We start from the raw sequence: 17,440 nt of genomic DNA, 5'->3' as shown, positions 1-17,440 counted from the left end.
CTTAACCCTTTTGTAGTGTAAAAACATTGCTTTTGTGAAGGGCGTATATAAGTATTTGGAAATAAGAGGAATAGGAACGAGAAGTGATGGAAGTGAGATGGTTAGAAAAAGAAAAGAGAATAAAGCGACAATAGAATACAGCGTATTGGTTTTTAGACGAGAATTCATTATGTAAAAAATATCATTACATTATCTAATGAACTGGTAAAAGAAACGTATTTTTATATTCTTATTTCTTTATTTGAACTACTATTATGCAATATTGTTGTAAATAAGTTAGATTAAATTATGAAAATATCGGATAAATACGTTTTTATTTGTAAAAAAAAAGATGTATATTTGTTGCGTTATAGAAGAAAAAGAAGAAGTAAAAAAACGCCTTCGTACGATCTATTATTAAACAACTTAAAAGAGTAAAAACAATTAATATTAATCGAATATGAATAAGAAAATACTACTTGCAATGGCATTTCTTTGCTTAGGAACAGGTGCTTTTGCACAACGAAAAGTTGAAGTTGTGGAAAAAGTGAATGTAGATACTAACGCACCTGCAGGCAAAGTGATTAAGAGAAAAGTGGCAATTGGACGTTTCTCTAATGAGACTCAATATGGAAAAGGACTTTTCTATGACAAAGAAAACGACCCAATGGGAAAGCAAGCCCTCGACATTTTGTCGGCTAAATTGGCTGCTTCTGGTAAGTTTTTATTACTCGAACGTGGTGATCTTAACGCCTTATTAGAAGAGGTTAAGAAAGGAGAAGGAAGTGCAAACACCATTGGTGCCGATTATTTAATTATCGGTTCGATTACCGAATTTGGTAGAAAGAACATTGGAAAACAAGGCGTTTTCACCAATACAAAAACACAAACGGTTGATGCTGCCGTTGCAATTAGATTGGTAGATGTATCAACAGGCTTGATAGTTTACTCGGATGAGGCAAAGGGTTCGGCAGAAGTTACAAGTAAAACAACAATGGGTTTGGGTAGTAATGCAGACTTTGATGCTTCTTTAAGCGATAAAGCAATATCAGAAGCAATAGGTCAATTGGTAGAAAACATTATCAATAAATGTACCAATAAACCATGGCGCACTTATTTCTTAAGCTATGATAACGATGCTGTTCTTATAGGTGGAGGAGCAAGTCAAGGTGTTGTTGAAGGCGATATGTTTACTATTAAAATGAAAGGTAAAAAGGTAAAGAACCCTCAAACAGGTGTAATGATAGAACTTCCAGGTAAGAATGTAGGAACAGTAAAGGTGATTTCTACTGCTGGAGACACTCCCGAAACAGAGTTTTCTGTGGTAGAAGTGTCGGCAACAACGCCTATTGATGCAAGTAAAATCAATGACTATTATATCGAAGAAATTAAAAAATAAGGACTATGAAGACTAAAGTTATATTGTTTTTGAGTGCTTTGGTGCTTTTAGTTGCATGCAAAATCACTTATCCAAGAGAACAACAATCGGGCAAAGAAGATGTTGCTTTCCTACTATTTGTATCGTATAAGCAATATGTAAATAGGCCTCTTACTATTACACTCGATGGGAAAACAACATTCGAAGCAAAGGTAGTGAGAGATAGCAAGGCAACTTATAAAGGACAATCTTATGCAGTTAAGCCTGGAAAACGTGATATTATTGTTCGCAATGGCAATGAAGTTATCTATTCAAAAAAATTGTTTTTATCTCCACAAGAAACTAAACTAATAAAATTACCATAATGAAAAAAGTTTTATCAATAGCCCTTTTAGTTGGCTTAATGGCTAGTTGTTCGGTTCCTAAGCCACTCTATTCGTGGTATAATTACGAAGATGCTACTTATCAATATGATAAGAAGCAAAGTGAGGCTACACAACAACAGTTGTTGGAAGTGTATCAAAAAATGATTGAAAAGCAAAAGGGATTGCGCAAAACTGTGCCCCCTGGACTCAATGCAGAGTATGGTTTTTTACTTTGTAAGCTAGGTAAAAAAGAAGAAGGAATAAAGTATTTAAAAGCAGAAATCGCCCTTTATCCCGAGTCAGCAACATACGTTAGTAGAATAATTAAACAGCTAGAGAAATGAAAAAGTATTTATTAATCGTAGTAACGATATTGCTATTTGCTTCTTGTTCGCAAACAATTACACTTGAAGCTCAATACCCTAAGATGTATAGTGATAAGCCTGCGTCTATCGTAATCATGCCTCCTATCAATAAAACAAACTTTGTTCAGGCAAAAGAATATTTCTATACCACACTTTATGGACCTCTTTGTGAAAAAGGATATTATGTGTATTCTCCTTTAATGACAATGGATTTGTTTAAAGGTGAGAGTGCTTATGATAGCGAAATGTTTATCAATGGCGACCTAAAGAAGTTCCGTTCGATCCTTGGAGCAGATGCTTGTATGTTCACAACTATCAAGTCTTGGAAACGCAATAACATTGGAGGTGTTATCACAGTGGGTGTAGAATACACTTTAAAATCAACCCATACAAATGAAATACTTTATCATCGTGAGGGCTTAATACGTCTTGATACAAGTATAGGAGTGTCAGGTGGAGGTCTTTTGGGAGCTGTTATTAGTATGGATGCAACAGCAATTAATACCGCAGCAACAGATAAAGTGATTGCTGGACGACATTGTACTGCATTTGTTTTAAGTGATCTTCCAGCGGGTGTTTACGATAAAGTGAACTACAATCAAGATGGAAAGAGTCCAGCAGGAAAGAGCTTTATTAAAGCAACTATAAAATAATTGATCCACTTGCGATGAGTAGATCGTGAGTGCTTTTATAATTTTAATTTTTCAATAACTATCCTTTCTACACGTTCTCAACATGGTTGTTGGCTCGTGTAGAAAGGTTTTTGTTTGTAAAATTTTATCCCATTCGTTCATTATTAAGCACATCCTTTTCTTTTATTCCTCTCTTCTTATGAAACAATAGCATTGCTTTTGTGTTGCAATATCATAGCTTTTGCACCCTAAAGTCAATGCTTTTACACATCAAAAGCATAGCTTTTATTTTTCTTAGATAATCTTCTTTTGTTTCTCTTTAATAAAGAATCATGTTATAAAAGTGTTCTTCTCAATTTCATATACATAAATATGTTCTATTTAGGTGGCGTGAAATGTAATAAAATAGATAAGAAACAAAAGCATTTTTTATATTGTTGAAATTTTCATTATTACGTATATTTTTTATATCTTTGCAAAGATATATTTACTGAAAGATAACATGTCAGAAAATCAAAACATAGAAAATAACTATTCGGCGAGTAACATTCAGGTGCTCGAAGGATTAGAAGCAGTTCGAAAACGTCCTGCAATGTATATAGGAGACATTAGCGAAAAGGGTTTACATCACCTCGTTAATGAAACAGTAGATAACTCTATTGACGAAGCAATGGCAGGTTATTGTACTGATATTGAGGTTACAATCAACGAAGATAACTCAATAACTGTGCAAGATAATGGTAGAGGTATTCCTGTAGATATGCACGAAAAGTTGCATAAGTCAGCTCTTGAAGTAGTTATGACCGTGTTACATGCGGGCGGAAAGTTTGATAAAGGCTCGTATAAAGTAAGTGGTGGACTTCATGGAGTGGGTGTTTCTTGTGTTAATGCTTTGTCAACTCACATGAAATCTCAAGTATTTCGTGATGGAAAGATTTATCAACAAGAATACGAACAAGGTAAACCTCTCTATTCTGTAAAGGTAGTTGGAGAGACAAATCTTCGTGGAACACGTCAACAATTCTGGCCAGATCCAAGCATATTCACTACTACATTATATAAATGGGACATCATTTCACGTCGTATGCGTGAGCTTGCTTACTTGAATGCAGGCGTTAGAATAACTCTAACCGACTTGCGTTTAGATGAAGAAGGCAAAATACGTAGAGAGGAATTCTATGCTCAAGACGGCTTGAAAGCATTTGCAAGATACATCGATAGACACAGAACACATCTTTTTGACGATGTTATTTATCTTAAAACTGAAAAGAATAACGTGCCAATCGAAGTGGCAGTGATGTACAATACCGATTATTCTGAGAACATACACTCGTATGTTAACAACATTAATACAATCGAAGGTGGTACCCATCTCACTGGCTTTAGAATGGCTTTGACACGTACTTTGAAAGCATATGCAGACAATGATCCTGTAATTTCAAAGCAAATAGAAAAAGCAAAGATTGAGATTGCGGGCGAAGACTTTAGAGAAGGACTCACAGCTGTTATCTCTATCAAAGTAGCAGAGCCACAATTCGAAGGTCAAACCAAAACAAAACTGGGCAATAGTGAGGTCTCTGGAGCAGTACAACAAGCGGTTGGAGAAGCATTAGCCGATTATCTTGAAGAGCATCCAAAGGAAGCAAAGCTTATATGTGATAAGGTTATACTAGCCGCTACCGCACGTATTGCAGCACGAAAGGCAAGAGAAAGCGTTCAAAGAAAGAACCCAATGACTGGCGGAGGCTTACCTGGTAAGTTGGCAGACTGCTCTAATAAAGACCCAAAAACATCCGAAATATTCCTCGTTGAGGGTGATTCTGCGGGCGGTTCAGCTAAACAAGGACGTGATAGATACTGCCAAGCGATTCTACCTTTGCGTGGAAAGATACTTAATGTCGAAAAAGTTATGTGGCATAAGGTTTTCGAAAGCGAGTCGGTAATGAACATTATTCAAAGTATTGGTGTTCGTTTCGGAGTAGAAGGAGAAGACGATAAAGAAGCAAATATCGACAAGTTGCGTTACGATAAGATTATTATTATGACCGACGCCGACGTCGATGGATCGCATATCGACACCCTTATCATGACACTTTTCTATCGTTTCATGCCTAAAGTGATACAAGAAGGTCACCTTTATATTGCAACTCCACCTCTATACTTGTGTAGTTACAAGAACAAAGAGAAAGAATATTGCTATACAGAGCAACAAAGACAAGCCTTTATTGATAGACATACAGAGGGCAAAGACGATTCAAAGAGCATCCACGTACAACGCTATAAAGGTCTTGGAGAGATGAATCCAGAGCAATTATGGGAAACAACTATGAACCCTCAAACACGACTTTTAAAGCAAGTTACAATTGAGAACGCTGCCGAAGCAGATGAAATTTTCTCAATGTTGATGGGAGATGACGTTGAACCACGTCGTGAATTTATAGAACAAAATGCTACTTATGCGAATATAGACGCATAAAAGCACGCTATAACATGCCCTCTCTTACGCTCAAAGTACAGAGAGGGCATATTCGTTTCTACACCTCTTTATATAACAGCACTTGAGCCATCGCAATCTAAAAGCATTGCTTTTGCGGTGCAATCTCATTGCTTTTGATGGGTAATATCAATGCTATTGAAGTGTAAAAACATTACTTTTGCAGAGCAAGAGGAAAAGTTTTATAAGATAAGACAAAAGAGGATAGAAAGCAAAAAAGCCCTTTTAGAAACCTATTTCAACTCTTCAGCCTTTCAGTTGGAATGAAAGTGCAGTGAAATCTATCGCTGTTAAGAGCCTAGAAGCAGGTAAGGTAGATGTGAAGTGCAATGGAAAGGTTTATAAATTAACCTTCAAAAGCGCAGGAACTCAAAATATAAAGTTATAAAAATAACGTTCTTTTTCGAAAGGTGTAGGGGGCTTTTACGGGGCAACTTACACCTTTTCTCAATCATTTTGTAGTGAAATAGACTTGAACTCGTGCGCAGATGTAAATCGGTAGTGGCGAGTTGATTATCAAAATAGATGTAGACTGATGCGTGGTTTCGTTTGTATCATCGTTTTATTGCTCAATTCTTTCGCCTTAAAAGCGCAAGAAGGAGGAGCTTATTGGATTACTCCTTTTCGACAATGTTTTGCCGAAGAGGTGGTGTTTGTGCGCAACTTGTTCCTCGAAAGCAAGTCGTTAAAGGCGCAAATAACCATTGCTAGCGAGCAACAATTCACGCTTTTTGTTAATCAACGCAACGTTTCTACTGCCGTTTTAGAACCTTTTCGCCCCTCGCCATCATTGAGTGTTAAAGCGCAAAGCTACGATATTACCCACTTTTTGCACCCAGGAAACAACACCATAGCCATCGTTTGCACCCCTCAAAGCAATGCACTTTCGCAACCAACGATTGCTGTTGATGGTGCAATAATCGACAAATGGAATCGCACCAAGCGTGTTATTAGTAACCAAGAGTGGTATTGTTTGTTTACTGGAGCATTTTGGAACGACGACGATCAATGGGTGATGAGCCAAGGAAACAATCTTCATTCGCTTTTAGAAGACAGGTCTTTTCAACCCAATTGCATGCCCGTTGTGACTACCAAGGCGGCTTCTGCAGGCTTATTGGTACCCAGTTGGACTCCAACTCACGTCGAAACCCACTATAAAGTGGTTAAAACCCTCATCCCAAGACAGATATATCAGTCGTCAGATATAGCCCTTTTCGTGTTCGATAAACCTTTTAATGGCTTTATAAGAATTACCTTTCGAGATACAAAGTCAGGCGAATGGATATGTGCCAACAATGTTTTTTATAGGTGTTTAGGGGTTTACGATGAGCAACTTTCTATCAACAACGAGCGCAAACAATATAAAGACGTAGTGATTTGGGGCGATAGTTCGTTTGCAATATCGCAGATAACGAAGGTCGAAGGACTTGTCGTTGAACCGCAAACGAAAGTCTGTTTTCAATCAAGGACGCATTAGTTTATTTGTTAAAACAAACAAAAGAAACGCTATTTATATCGTTCTCGTAACGCTAAATTAGTATATTTGTAAAACTAGGGTATTTCTATTGAAATACATCTACTAAGTCTTTGTCAAGAAAGACTTACAACATTAAATATCAGAAATAAAGATAATAAGGATGAAATCGAAAGTAATATTGGATAACGTCACGGTAGATACCATTCTAGAAAAAGGCAGATGCAGTCATATTGATCGTGATATGGTGATGCTTGAACATATCGACGATATGCCCAAAAGCAATCAACCACGTCGCATGGGCTGTCTTTTCTTGGCAATATGTTTGCGTGGTTCAGCCTCATATACAGTGGATACCATTCGCTATGACGTAAAAGCCAACGACCTAATCATCATCAGTGAAGGGCAAATTATTAGCGATTACACTGTCAGTCGTGATTGTATGGGAATGGCATTTATGCTTTCTCATCGGTTTTTTAACGACATTGTGAAAGACATAACCGAATTAACTTCGCTCTTTTTATTCTCTCGAACTCATCCTGTTTGTAATCTTTCATCGAACGAAGTCTATACTATCAGTAGCTATTATAGCTTTATTAAGAATAAAACCGATAACACCGACCATCATTTTCGTAAGGATATCGTTCGCTCTTTGTTCACTGCTATGATCTATGACATTAGTAATGCCATTTATAGAATACAGAATTTAGGTAACAGAAAGTACACAAGAGCAGAAGATATATTTAACAAATTCATTCGACTTGTAGAGCTTCATTTCCGCAGAGAGCGTCGAGTTAGCTGGTATGCAGATAAACTTGACATCACAGCTAAATATCTTTCAGAAAGTGTTAAGCAAGTAAGTAAGCGCACACCGAATGAATGGATAGATAATTATGTAACCATTGCGTTGCGTGTTTTGTTGCGAAATACGAGTAAAAGTATCAAAGAAATAACCCAAGAAATGAACTTTCCGAACCAGAGTTTTTTAGGAACTTTCTTTAAAGAGCACGTAGGAATGACACCAAGTCAGTATCGAAAAGGCAAAAGCGACGAATAGTTTGCAAGCTACTTATTGTTCGATTCTGACAGAAAAATATAGCGATAGGGCGAGAAGAGAATGGATTATCAATTCTTTTTTCGCCCTCTTTTTATGCCTCTTGCTCTGCCTTCGTGTTGCAGTTCAATAATCCTTTGTCTTCAATGTTTAATATCTTGTAATGCAGAGATATCGTCTTTTTATTGGAAGAGAGCATAAACGAATAGTTTTATTAACTTCTTTTATCTTTTGTGGGTGTTGATATAAATTTACATTCTAAATCGTGTTGTACTTCTTTTGCCCCTCTTATAGTCTTATTGAGGGTGAAGATAAAAGCTGTTTGGGGTGAGAACGAAAGTAAAAACACTGCTTTTGTGCGTGTAGAAAGATAATGATAACAGGTAAAAAGCGACGAGGTGATCGTGTGATGAACGATCAATGGTAAAATAAAAGCGTTGATAATTGTGCCACGTTGGGGCGATTTTTGCACGATTGCAGATAAATAAAGGCTTTATCTAGGCTGTGTTTGAATAAGGAAGAGCAGTGCTATTGCAATGTAAAAGCATTGATTTTGGTGTATGAAAGCAATGTTATTGCACATAAAAAGGCATCTTTTACATTGTTTTTCGTCGCTTTTCTCTTTCTTCTTGCATCGATGTTGCCTTGCAATTCTTCTGAAAAGACATTTTTCTTGTTTCTCTTTCTAAAAATAAAAAGGCAAAGGATGTGTCTTGAATTGAATCGAAATTTTGTACTCTTTTTACTCTGCTTGTTTGTAATATATTAACGATTTATCTGAATGTAAGTATTAAAATATTTTAATTTATGCGTTTGGGGCAGTCTTGTTGTTTATCTTCTTTTGTCACTTCTTTGTAGTATTTTATAACAAAACACACCTCCTTATTGCAGAATATTCGTTATTTTTGCAATTAATACACGTGTAGTTGGTCTTTTATATCTATAAAAGGCGTCGACAAAATCGAACTAAAAACAACCTTTTTTGAGAGGTTATAAACTCTGAAAATATGGCAACAGAAATACAAATCATCAACAAAAGTAAGCATGCCCTTCCACAATATGCCACCAAACTAAGTGCAGGAATGGATCTAAGAGCCAACATCAACGAACCCATTGTATTGCGTCCGTTCGAAAGAACCCTTGTTCCTACAGGCTTATTTATGGCACTTCCTGCAGGAGTTGAGGCGCAAGTGCGCCCAAGAAGTGGCTTAGCTTTGAAGCATGGAATAACCGTTTTAAATACACCAGGAACCATTGATGCCGATTATAGAGGCGAGTTGATGGTGCTGTTGGTAAACTTTTCGCAGGAAGAGTTTGTTATTAACGATGGCGAACGCATTGCTCAAATGGTGATTGCACAACACTGCACAGCCGAATTTACATTAGTTGAAGAACTCGATAGTACCGAGCGTGGTAGCGGAGGATATGGACATACTGGTGTGAAATAGTTGCTTTGAAAACATCACTAACAACGTATTTAAACATAACGAATGATTAGAAACAAAAGGAGTAGCGAGAAATGAAAAAGAAAAACACTGGCTTAAAAACTCTTATTGCATTGGTTGTGCTTCTAGCAATCTGTGCTATTGAAGTGAATGCACAAGACAAAAAGACCTTAAAGAGTGAGGCTGTAGATCCCAATTCGCTATTGACCGAAAACGAAAAGAATAGTAACTTTTACTTTCTTGATGCCGTTCGATATCATCTTAAAGCACAAAACGACTCGGCACTTGTGGCACTTAGCAAGGCAATAGAGTTGGATAGAAAAAACGAAAACGCTCTTTTCTATCGTGCAAGAATCAACGCAGAGAGCGGAAAAGATAGTCTTGCACTCATCGATTGCGTTAAGGCTGTCGAACTAAATCCCAACAATCGTGATTATAAAGACCTGTTAGGCTATTGCTATCTCAAACAAGAAAAATTCGATAAAGCCATTCCTTTATACGAAGAAATGGTGAGAAACGACAAAAGCAACACGCAAACACTCAACCTATTGCTCTATATGTATCGTCAAGAAAGACGTTACGATGATGTCTTGCACATATTAACTGAACTCGAAAATATTAACGGAAAGAGCGAAGAATACATGCTTGCAAAGGTTCAGGTATATGAGATGCAGGGCAAAAAGAAAGAGGCTTACAATGTATTAAAGAAGTATGCCGAAGAGAATAAGGGCACTATAGATAGTCAATTGATGGTTGCCAACTGGTTAATGAACAAAAATCGCAAGAGTGATGCCTTTGCTATTTTTTCAAAGTTGTTGAAGAATTATCCAGAAGATCCAGGCGTGTTAGAATCGGTTTACGACTATTATGTGGCAACAAACAATGCTATTAAGGCGCAAGAAGTGCAAAATAACATTCTTCTAAACCCTCATACACCTTATGAAACCAAAGAGAATATCTTTAAACGCCTTATTCTTGAAAGCGAAAAGAATAAAGTAGACAGCACAGTGATACTGAACTTGCTTGATAAGGTGATTGCCGTTAATCCTAAAGACGTTCAAGTGATGGAGCTAAAAGTAGGTTACATGATTGTAAAAAAAATGCCTCAAGACAGTATCAATATTCTTTTAACTCGTATATTAACGCTTAGTTCTGGTAGAGACAATGTGCGTTTTGAACTGATTAAAGATGCTTGGAATCATCAAAAGTGGGATGATGTGATACAATTATCAAAAGAAGGGGTAGAGAAATCACCTAGTTTCTTAGCTTTTTATTATTTTCTTGGTTTATCATACATACAGAAAGACCAGTCGAAAGAGGCACTTCAAACACTTTTAAAAGCTGTAGAACAGGTGAATAACGAAAGTGATCCAAATGTAGTTGCAGACTTCTATTCTATCATTGGCGACCTCTATGAAAAGCAAGAGAATAGAGACAAGGCGTTCGAAGCATACGAAAAGTGTCTTGAATGGAACCCTAATCACATCAATACATTGAACAATTATGCTTATTTCTTAAGCGAAAAGGGTCAGGATTTGGATAAAGCTGCATCGATGAGTCTAAAGACTGTATTGGCAGAACCAAAGAATTCGACTTACTTAGACACCTATGCTTGGATCTTATTTATGCAGAAACGCTATCCAGAAGCATTGGAATATATTGAAAAAGCTGTTGCAAATGAGTCACAAGAGAGTATTACTGCGGTGGTATTAGAGCATGCAGGAGATATCTCTTTCATGGCTAATGATGCGCAAAAAGCCCTTGAATATTGGCAAAAGGCATTGGCAAAAGATGGCAATAACAAGCTACTTCAGCAAAAAATTAAAGAAAAGAAATATATAAAAGAATAAAAAGAAGGACATTTCTGCAATGGAAATAACCAGAGAAAGAGATGTAACAAAATCCAGATAACACAGGAAATGAATAGAAAAAGAAAGGTAAAGACTATGAAAGGAATAAACAATAAACAACGCAAACAACTGCAATTGAAAGCAATTACGATGTTCTTCGCAGTGTTGTTGCTTAGTGCTTGTGGCGCAAAAAAGCAGCTTGTGAAAGACAATAATAAGGTGGTTGCTATGAATAACACCACAACAGCACCTCAAGTAGCAAAGAAAGAGAATAGCGAAGCATTGCTAAAACTTGCCTTTATACAAAAAGTTGCCGACACAAAGGTGTTTAATGACAACATAACAGGATCGATGTCATTTTCATTAAACGCAGGAAATAAGTCTATAAACCTACCTGGTTCAATCAAAATGCGCAAGAATAAGGTTATTCGTTTGCAACTATTTATTCCTCTATTAGGTACCGAAGTGGGTCGATTAGAGTTCACTCCCGACTACGTTCTCGTTGTAGATCGCTTGCATAGAGAATACATTAAGGGCGATTACTCACAGATAGACTTCCTTAAAACCAATGGATTAAATTTTTATAGTCTGCAGTCTTTGTTCTGGAACCAATTGCTTTTGCCAGGTCAAAACAATGTAACAGAAAGCGACTTAAAGAAATATGACGTGAAATTAGCAGCCGATAACGCATCTCAAAACATCATTACTTTCTCGAAAGACAAGTTCAAATACGAGTGGAAAGCCGATAAAACAGATGGCAGAATAAGTGATGTTGCAGTGCAATACAATAGTGCCGACCACGGAATATCATTGCTAACATGGAAATATAACAACTTTAAAAGCGTGGGAGTAAAGTCATTTCCAGCTGAACAAGAATTCCAGTTAAGCACCAATGCCATGCAAAAACAAAAGCAGGCAACCATCAAAATATCAATGAATGAAGTAAAAACCGACAGCGACTGGGAAGAAAGAACAACCCTATCAGATAGATATAAAAAGATAGAAGCACAAGATGTGTTAGGTAAAATCATGTCGGCAGGCTTCTAAAGAGGTAGCACAGGCAAGTCCCAAGCACATCAATAAGTTGCCCAAGTAGCATCAATCGAGAAATAAAAAGTCCCTCTCTAGGTACTTTTTCTTTAGATATAATAATGTAAAGACATTATAAATTAAAAATGAAAAAACAACTATTATCACTTCTTCTGGTTGTATTTACAATGAGTTTATCGGCGCAAACACGTCGAAAAGCAACCAATTCACGTCATACAACCACCCCAAAAGTGACCACAAACAATAAGCAACGTACTATAACACCTAAACACTCTGCTACAAAGAAAACTACATCTAAAAGCAAGGCAACTAGCTATTCAACCCCAGCCATTAAGGGATTGCAGGCAGAACGCAATCAAATTCAACAAAAAATAAGGCAACAAGAGAAAGCATTACGTGCCAATCAAGCCGATGTAAAGAAGAGATTGCAAGACCTTTTAGTGCTTAATACACAGATAGACGAACGCCAAAAGAACATAGAAGGCATACAACAAGATATCCATGGCATTGATAATAACATTGGAATCTTAACAGTTCAGCTCCAAAACCTACAGAGTCAGCTCAATCAACATAAAGAAAAGTATATCAAATCGCTACGATATTCTGCCAAACATCATAACATTCAAGAAAATATGATGTTCATTTTCAGTGCCGAAAGCTTGACACAGCTCTACAGAAGAATGCGTTTTGTGAAAGAATATGCAGCCTATCAAAAGGCGCAAGGCGACATTATCAAGTTGAAACAACAGCAAATTGGCGAGAAAAATCAGCAGTTGAATGTCGTGAAAGGACAAAAAAATACCCTACTTTATAAGGGAAAACAAGAAAAAAAGGCGTTAGAAGGACAGCAAGGAGAACAAAAGAAAGTGGTAGCCTCATTGCAACAGCAACAAAAAACCATTCAAAGCGTCATTGCAGAGCAACGTCAAAAAGACGCAGAACTCAATAAAAAGATAGATGCTCTCATTGCAGAAGAAGTGGCAAAAGCCCGTGCTCGTGCTGCAGAAGAGACCAAACGACGTGCCGAAGCGGCTGCCGAAGCAAAGCGAAAGGCTGAAGAATTGGCTCGAAAAAAGGCGGCTGCTGAAGCTGCTGCACGTGAGAATGCAAAACGAATTGCCGAGGCAAAGGCTCGAGAAGAGCACTTAAAAGCTGAAGCAAGAGCTGCAGAAAGAGCCGAAGATATGGCAAAACGCAAGCAAGCAGAGCAACTTGCACGTGAAGCAGAGGCTGCTCGTGTTGCCACAGAACGTAAAGCTCAGGCAGAAGAAGAGCGCAATCAACGAGACATTTCGAATGCAAAAAAGAGCGTAGAAGATGCCCAACGCATGAATAGTGTAGACAGAATGTTGAGCGGAGGCTTTGAAGCTAACAAGGGAAGACTACCTATTCCTATCACAGGTAGCTACAAAATTGTGAGTCATTTTGGTCAATATAATGTAGAAGGACTAAAGAATGTAACCCTAGATAATAAGGGAATAAACATCTTAGGCAATGCAGGTTGTCAAGCAAGAGCCATCTATGATGGTGAAGTGAGTGCAGTGTTTGGATTCAGTGGCTCAATGGTTGTGATGGTTCGACATGGTGCTTACATTTCAGTTTATTGTAACTTGCGTTCAGTAAACGTATCGAAAGGACAGAAAGTGTCTACTCGTCAAACGCTCGGAGCAGTGGGTTCAGATAATATTTTGCAGTTCCAACTACGTCGAGAAACAGCTAAATTGAATCCTGAAGCATGGCTCGGACGCTAAAATAACATCATACATGTAAAACAATGGTGTTGAGATGTTTAGGCCATAGCAATATAGGTCAAAAATAAAAGCATAGCTATTGCAGTGCAAAAGCATTGAGATTGCACTATAAAATCAATGTTATTATCATCTAATAACAATGCTTTTGTAACGCTCTGTCAATCATCTTAATAAAAGAGCACAATAATAACGAAAAATAAAAACAAAGAAATCAACAAATATGAACATAGCATTAATTGGGTATGGAAAGATGGGACACATGATAGAAGATGTGGCTCTGCAACGTGGACATCAAGTAGTTTGCAAGATAGATGTCGACAATCAAAACGATTTTGATAGCGAAGCATTTGCCAAAGCAGATGTAGCAATAGAGTTTACATCGCCCTCTACAGCCTATAATAATGTGAGAAAGGCATTCGAACACAATGTAAAAGTGGTGTCGGGAAGCACTGGTTGGTTCGAAGAACATAGAGATGAATTGGCAACTCTATGCAAAAATGAAGGTAAAACCTTGTTTTGGGCATCTAATTTCTCGGTTGGTGTGGCAATATTTGCAGCCCTTAACAAACGTTTAGCACAACTAATGAACGGCTTTCCACAATACGATTGCGTGATAGAAGAAACACATCACGTTCATAAAAAAGATGCTCCTTCGGGCACAGCCATCACTCTTGCCAACGAAATGGTGAAGCAATTAGATCGTAAAAAGCAATGGAAAAAGGGCTTGTTGATCACCGAAGAGGGTGTAACAGAGCCTGATTGCACCTTCACAACAAGCGATTTGCCCATCGATAGTATTCGTTTAGGCGAAGAAAATGGTACACACACCATTGCTTATGATAGCGAAGAAGATTCGATTACCATCACTCACAGTGCTCATTCTCGTAAAGGATTTGCACTTGGAGCGGTGCTTGCAGCCGAATATACTCAACAAAATACAGGTTTATTGGGCATCAACAATCTTTTTAATTTTTAGAAAATAACACACATTCAACAAGATATTAAAAGAGAAATCATGGTTAGAAGAGAAGATAAAAAATTGAATATGAAGATGCAATGGACTAAGTTTATTGTCGTTACACTGCTCTATTTGGCCTTTTTATACTGGGTTAAAAGTTGGTTAGGACTCATTATTGTGCCCTTTATCTATGATGCTTACATCTCAAAAAAGATTCGTTGGCAGTGGTGGAAGGATGCAGAAGCACCCGTAAGGTTCGTTATGAGCTGGGTAGATGCATTGGTATTTGCACTCGTTGCGGTGTATTTCATCAATCAATTCTTCTTCCAAAACTATGTCATTCCATCGTCTTCGCTCGAAAAGTCATTGCTAACAGGAGATTATCTCTTTGTAAGTAAGTTGAGTTATGGCCCTCGCATTCCTCAAACTCCATTGACAATGCCGCTCACTCAACACACTCTTCCTTTGTTTGGGTGCAAGAGTTACATCGATGTTCCACATTGGGACTATCGTCGTGTCGATGGTCTTGGAAACGTAAAGCTTAACGATATCGTTGTATTTAACTTTCCTGCGGGCGACACAATCATGAATGATTCACGCTGGCAAGCGGCAGATTACTATCAAGAAGTGTATAGGTTGGGTAAGCAAATCTATGATCAAACAGCTCTAAACCCTGTTGATATCAACCAATTAAATACCGAACAGCAATATAATTTCTTTAAGGAACTATATGCAATGGGTCGCAATTACATTGCAAATCACCCTTCAGAATATGGTGATATCACTGCTCGTCCTACTGATAGACGTGAGAATTACGTGAAGAGATGCGTGGGATTGCCTGGTCAAACATTGCAAATTAAGAACCGAATTGTATACATTAATGGTAAAGCTAACAAGGAACCAGAGAATGTTCAATATACTTATTATGTGAAATTGAAGCAAACTCTGCCCGAAGAGCTTATCACTCAGCTCGGAATATCTAACGAAGATATTGCTTCTCTCAACACAAATGGATATCTTCCACTTACCTATAAGGCCGCAAAGGTATTGGCTTCGCAAAAAGGTTTGGTTGCAAGTATTCGCTTAAACACTGATACTATCACTGGAGATGTTTATCCTTTGAATGCAGTTACAGGCTGGACACGAGACAACTATGGTCCTATTTGGATTCCAAAGAAAGGTTCTAGCGTTGAATTGAATATCAATAACATCGCAATATACGAGCGTCCGATTCGTGTTTATGAAGGAAACGACTTGAAAGTAACCAACGGAAAGATTTATATCAATGGTAAATTGGCTAATAAATACACCTTTAAGTTAGACTATTATTGGATGATGGGCGACAATAGACATAACTCTGCAGACTCTCGTTACTGGGGTTTTGTGCCCGAAGATCACGTTGTTGGTAAGCCAATATTTATTTGGTTCTCATCTGATCCCGATAGAAATGGATTTAAAGGAATACGTTGGAGTCGTATGTTTAACATGGTAGACAACATTAAATAACACTTCTTTAAGATAGAAAGAGAAAAGAAAAAAGGCAGAAAGAAATACTCTTACAAGGGGGTTACACTGCCTTTTTATCATAAACCGCATGATAAACAAGTGCATTCGATTTGCTCTTATCTTCGCAATAGCCCTTTTATTGGTGTTTATTGTACGCAGATGGGCATTCACCCTCTATCTTGTTTCGGTTGAAAAGGGTTCTCAAACCACTCAAAATACCGAGCTTGTGATGGTGAATAAGCTACCTCTTGCCCCCATTCAGCGTGGAGATAAGGTGCTGATGCACTGCAAAAATAGATATATAGGGCAGATAGTGGCTCTTCCTGGCGATACTATTACCATCGAAAAGCAGCTCTTTGTGGTGCCAGTTCGCCCACAATGTCCATGCAGTTGTTGTGTAAATGGTGGCTATATCGTGGTGAAATGCAATGGAAAAATGCATGTTGTGTGTCGTCATGACATTGAGGGAAGGGTGAAACACCTCTTATTTCTTAACTTATGAGCAAAGCAATATTATCGTCAACATACTTCGGTCCGATTCAATGGTATCAGAAATTGGTGCGCCATTCCAATTGTTTTATAGAGCAACACGAAAGCTTTGTGAAGCAAACCTACCGCAATAGATGTGTCATTGCCTCTGCCAATGGACCCTTATCACTCACTATTCCTGTTGAAAGAGGAGTGCAATTGGAAAGCAAAGGCAAAATACTTATGAAAGACATACGCATTAGTGACCATGCAAACTGGCGTCATGTGCATTGGAATGCCTTAGTTTCGGCTTATAACGACAGTCCTTTCTTCGAGTATTATGCCGACGATTTGCGCCCATTTTTCGAGAAAAAGTATCGTTTTCTCTTTGATTTTAACTGGGAGATCACCACAAAAATGTGTGAACTTCTACAGATTTCGCCCAACATTCAGCCCACAACAAGCTTTGTAGAGCCATGCGATGAAAATGACTTTAGAGAGCTTATTCGACCCAAAAACGCCCCTGTTGATCTCGATTTTACATCAAAACCCTATTATCAAGTGTATCAACAGCGACACGGATTCTTAGAAAAAATGAGTATTATTGACCTTCTTTGCAATCAAGGAAACGAGTCAATACTCTATCTTATATAACAAAAAACACTTTAATT

Annotated in this window: 15 protein-coding genes; all 15 read left to right on the top strand. The window is 37.7% G+C overall.

The window, feature by feature from the left end; translation table 11 throughout:
- The first annotated feature begins 439 nt into the window (after nt 1–439).
- Complete coding sequence (locus tag HMPREF0669_RS07040; RefSeq protein WP_009228174.1) at nt 440–1,378, top strand: CsgG/HfaB family protein; 939 nt, start codon at nt 440–442, stop codon at nt 1,376–1,378.
- Between the two features lie 5 nt (nt 1,379–1,383).
- Nucleotides 1,384–1,722 carry a hypothetical protein gene (locus tag HMPREF0669_RS07035; RefSeq protein ID WP_009228175.1) on the top strand — a complete coding sequence of 113 codons (339 nt, stop codon included), beginning with the start codon at nt 1,384–1,386 and terminating at the stop codon, nt 1,720–1,722.
- Complete coding sequence (locus tag HMPREF0669_RS07030) at nt 1,722–2,066, top strand: DUF4810 domain-containing protein (protein ID WP_009228176.1); 345 nt, start codon at nt 1,722–1,724, stop codon at nt 2,064–2,066. Before HMPREF0669_RS07035 ends, HMPREF0669_RS07030 begins: the two co-directional genes overlap by 1 nt.
- Nucleotides 2,063–2,740, top strand: coding sequence for a GNA1162 family protein (locus HMPREF0669_RS07025; RefSeq protein ID WP_009228177.1), 678 nt, complete (start codon nt 2,063–2,065; stop codon nt 2,738–2,740). The genes HMPREF0669_RS07030 and HMPREF0669_RS07025 overlap by 4 nt, the downstream gene beginning before the upstream one ends.
- Before the next feature lie 481 nt (nt 2,741–3,221).
- On the top strand, nt 3,222–5,195 hold the full coding sequence (gyrB, locus tag HMPREF0669_RS07020) for a DNA topoisomerase (ATP-hydrolyzing) subunit B (RefSeq protein WP_009228178.1): 1,974 nt from the start codon (nt 3,222–3,224) through the stop codon (nt 5,193–5,195).
- Between the two features lie 553 nt (nt 5,196–5,748).
- Nucleotides 5,749–6,690, top strand: coding sequence for a hypothetical protein (locus tag HMPREF0669_RS07015; RefSeq protein ID WP_009228179.1), 942 nt, complete (start codon nt 5,749–5,751; stop codon nt 6,688–6,690).
- 160 nt (nt 6,691–6,850) lie between these two features.
- Nucleotides 6,851–7,744 carry a helix-turn-helix domain-containing protein gene (locus tag HMPREF0669_RS07010; protein WP_020967285.1) on the top strand — a complete coding sequence of 298 codons (894 nt, stop codon included), beginning with the start codon at nt 6,851–6,853 and terminating at the stop codon, nt 7,742–7,744.
- Nucleotides 7,745–8,748: 1,004 nt separating this feature from the next.
- Complete coding sequence (gene dut, locus HMPREF0669_RS07005) at nt 8,749–9,189, top strand: dUTP diphosphatase (RefSeq protein ID WP_009228181.1); 441 nt, start codon at nt 8,749–8,751, stop codon at nt 9,187–9,189.
- Between the two features lie 71 nt (nt 9,190–9,260).
- Nucleotides 9,261–11,036: a tetratricopeptide repeat protein gene (locus tag HMPREF0669_RS07000; protein WP_009228182.1), complete on the top strand. Its 1,776-nt coding sequence runs from the start codon at nt 9,261–9,263 to the stop codon at nt 11,034–11,036.
- A 69-nt stretch (nt 11,037–11,105) separates the two neighbouring features.
- Nucleotides 11,106–12,083, top strand: coding sequence for a DUF4292 domain-containing protein (locus HMPREF0669_RS06995; protein WP_009228183.1), 978 nt, complete (start codon nt 11,106–11,108; stop codon nt 12,081–12,083).
- Between the two features lie 128 nt (nt 12,084–12,211).
- A complete protein-coding gene (locus HMPREF0669_RS06990; protein ID WP_020967283.1) occupies nt 12,212–13,837 on the top strand; it encodes a murein hydrolase activator EnvC in 1,626 nt (541 codons plus the stop codon).
- 220 nt (nt 13,838–14,057) lie between these two features.
- Entirely contained in the window at nt 14,058–14,813 is a 756-nt protein-coding gene (gene dapB, locus HMPREF0669_RS06985; RefSeq protein ID WP_009228185.1) for a 4-hydroxy-tetrahydrodipicolinate reductase, read from the top strand.
- A gap of 39 nt (nt 14,814–14,852) precedes the next feature.
- Nucleotides 14,853–16,301 carry a S26 family signal peptidase gene (locus HMPREF0669_RS06980; protein ID WP_020967282.1) on the top strand — a complete coding sequence of 483 codons (1,449 nt, stop codon included), beginning with the start codon at nt 14,853–14,855 and terminating at the stop codon, nt 16,299–16,301.
- An 88-nt stretch (nt 16,302–16,389) separates the two neighbouring features.
- The gene (locus HMPREF0669_RS06975) at nt 16,390–16,803 is read left to right on the top strand and encodes a S26 family signal peptidase (RefSeq protein ID WP_009228187.1); all 414 of its coding nucleotides are present in this window, start codon (nt 16,390–16,392) and stop codon (nt 16,801–16,803) included.
- Entirely contained in the window at nt 16,800–17,423 is a 624-nt protein-coding gene (locus tag HMPREF0669_RS06970) for a WbqC family protein (protein ID WP_020967281.1), read from the top strand. The genes HMPREF0669_RS06975 and HMPREF0669_RS06970 overlap by 4 nt, the downstream gene beginning before the upstream one ends.
- Nucleotides 17,424–17,440: the final 17 nt, after the last annotated feature.

It is taken from the genome of Prevotella sp. oral taxon 299 str. F0039, from assembly GCF_000163055.2.
In the GTDB taxonomy this organism is placed as follows: Bacteria; Bacteroidota; Bacteroidia; order Bacteroidales; family Bacteroidaceae; genus Prevotella.
This window is presented reverse-complemented; position numbering and strand designations above follow the sequence as displayed.